Raw genomic sequence first — 2,349 nt, 5'->3', positions numbered from 1 at the left:
TAACGCCGCGCGTCAGCCATTGGCTGAGAAAGTGCACTGGACGGGGAGCGCGTTGCCCCCCGGCAATGCCATGCCCCTACCCCCCTTGGAGGCTCCCCCCATGCTGGTACAGCCGCTTCGGTCCGTGGATCCGCGTCAGGTTCCGTCCGTCTCCGGCTCTCCCGAGAACAAGGTCGCGGTCCTGTTGAACACCAATGCGCGTCGGGTGGACGCGCGGGTGGTGAAGTCGCTCTCGCACGTGGTGCCGGAGCAGGACCTGTTCCTGTCGCGCTCGGAGTTGGACTGCAAGCGCATCATCCAGACGGTGCTGGAGCGCAACTACCCGATGGTGTTCACGGGTGGTGGTGACGGCACGTTCCAGGGCTTCGTGAACGAGATGTTCCGCCAGCTGGAGCCGCGAGGCCGTTTCTCCGGCAAGCGCGCGCCGCGCATTGGCGTGCTGAAGCTGGGCACGGGCAACGGGCTGGCCAACTACGTGAACGCGGGCGCGGGCGACGACGGCATCCTCCAGGACGTGGTGCGGGCGCGGGCGGGCGAGGTGCCGGGCTATCGGCGGATGGATCTGCTCCAGGTGGACGGCAAGCGCACGCCGTTCGCGGGCCTGGGCGTGGATGGGAAGCTGCTCAACGACTACATCTGGGTGAAGAGCAACCTGGCCAAGGGGATGCTCAAGCGGGTGATGTCGGGCCCGGGCGGCTACCTGTCGGCGGTGGCCTTCAAGACGGTGCCGCACTACCTGACGAACTCGACGTGGGTGGAGTGCGAGATCACCAACGGCCGGGCCGGAGAGGCGTACCGGGTGGGGCCGGATGGCAAGCCGATGGGAGCACCCATCGCGCCCGGGGAGAAGATCTTCCAGGGCCAGCTGATGATGGCGGCGGCGGCGACGATGCCCTTCTACGGGTATGGCTTCCGGATGTTCCCGTTCGCGGGGGAGCGTCGGGGGATGATGCAGCTGCGGCTGGGCCAGTTGCACGCGCCGACCATCCTGGCGAACCTGCCCAAGCTGTGGACGGGCCGCTGGTTCCCCGAGGGCCTCCAGGACTTCTACGCCCAGGAGGTCCACATCCGCTTCGCGAGGGCGATGCCCTTCCAGGTGGGTGGAGACGCGGCGGGCTACCGTGACGAGGTGAAGCTGAGCGTGGCGCAGGAGTCGGTGGAGCTGCTGGACTTCCACGGCGCGATGCACTGAGAAAGGGAGTTCCCACCCCAACAAACACCCCTCTCCCTCCGGGAGAGGGACGGGGTGAGGGTACCGGGGCCCCAGGTTGGGCCCGTGGACCTGCCTACCCGCGATCGCGCGTGGCGGGAGGGCGCTCCCCGGGCTCCTTGCGGCGGCCGATGAGGAACGCGTAGCTGGCGGTGGCCTTGCCGCTCTCGCGGTGCAGGGCCATCTCCTCGCGGAGCCACGACGCCTGCTCGGACGGAGCCTTGGCGAGGTGGGGCTCCAGTTCCTTGTACAATGCGTCCAGCTCGGCGTCCTGGAGGGACTCGACGGACTCGGGCTCGAAGCCGGACTGCGCGAGGTATTGAAGGAGCTCGCGGGGAAGCAGCAAGGGGGCACCCAGCCGGCGCTCCCAGAAATCGAGCACCGCGCGGGGAGTCACCCGGCCCACCCGTACCGGGTAGGTGATGCCCAGGCGCCCATTGTGGTTCAGCAGGGGCCGGAGGGTGCCGAGCATGTCGGCGAGGCCCATCAGCACCCGGCCCTGGCAGACGATGGCGTCGAACGCGCGCTCGCGGAAGGCGGGCTTGAGCAGATCCACGCTCCGCACCTCGACGCGCCCGTCCAGGGCGAGCGAGTACACGCGCTCGCGCATGCGGGAGACCAGCGCCTCGTCCGAGTCGGCGGCCACGACGGAGCAGCCGAACTCCTGGGCCAGGAGCACGCTCGCCGGGCCGGAGGGGCCACAGCCCAGCTCCAGGACGCGTCCGCCCTCCTCCAACTGCGCCACCTTCGCGAAGCGCCGGATGGCGACATCGGAGCTGAAGGGACGCCGAGCATCACCAGGGAAGTAGAGCGGGAAGGGCTCGGCCGGGCTCATGAGAAGCCCCGTTCTACACCGCTGCCCCTGGTGTCGCCAATTCCCCCCCAGGTACGAGGGGGGTCCGGCGCGAAGCCGCCCTCAGAGGTAGTAGACAACCCGCTCTTCCTGACGGAGCCGGGCGTAGATGGCGCGGCGGTGCTCCTCGGACAGCAGGTACACCGACACGCTCAAGGAGACGTAGGTGCCCTTGCTGCTGGGCTGCTCCCGGATGGAATCCGGGGAGATCTCCGTCCCCATGAGCGTGCGGAACAGGGTCCGGACGTACTCCAGGAAGTCCGGCTCCTGCCGACCCATGACCTTG

Annotated in this window: 3 protein-coding genes; 1 reads left to right on the top strand and 2 read right to left on the bottom strand. The window is 68.9% G+C overall.

What is annotated here, in order from left to right:
* The first annotated feature begins 100 nt into the window (after positions 1-100).
* Positions 101-1,192, top strand: coding sequence for a diacylglycerol/lipid kinase family protein (locus VF794_RS27120; protein WP_331115301.1), 1,092 nt, complete (start codon positions 101-103; stop codon positions 1,190-1,192).
* Positions 1,193-1,286: 94 nt separating this feature from the next.
* On the opposite strand, the gene VF794_RS27115 is transcribed toward VF794_RS27120, so the two are convergent.
* Together VF794_RS27115 and VF794_RS27110 are read right to left on the bottom strand one after the other, a co-directional pair.
* A complete protein-coding gene (locus VF794_RS27115; protein ID WP_331115299.1) occupies positions 1,287-2,045 on the bottom strand; it encodes an SAM-dependent methyltransferase in 759 nt (252 codons plus the stop codon).
* Between the two features lie 81 nt (positions 2,046-2,126).
* The coding region (locus tag VF794_RS27110; RefSeq protein ID WP_331115297.1) for a DUF493 domain-containing protein at positions 2,127-2,349 on the bottom strand (223 nt) is incomplete at its 5' end.

Source organism: Archangium sp. (assembly GCF_036389735.1).
In the GTDB taxonomy this organism is placed as follows: Bacteria; Myxococcota; Myxococcia; order Myxococcales; family Myxococcaceae; genus Archangium.
This window is presented reverse-complemented; position numbering and strand designations above follow the sequence as displayed.

Bases quoted from the DNA above. Each gene is read 5' to 3' on its own strand.
- VF794_RS27120 (WP_331115301.1), top strand. From the start codon at position 101: ATGCTGGTACAGCCGCTTCGGTCCGTGGATCCGCGTCAGGTTCCGTCC.
- VF794_RS27115 (WP_331115299.1), bottom strand. From the start codon at position 2,045: ATGAGCCCGGCCGAGCCCTTCCCGCTCTACTTCCCTGGTGATGCTCGG.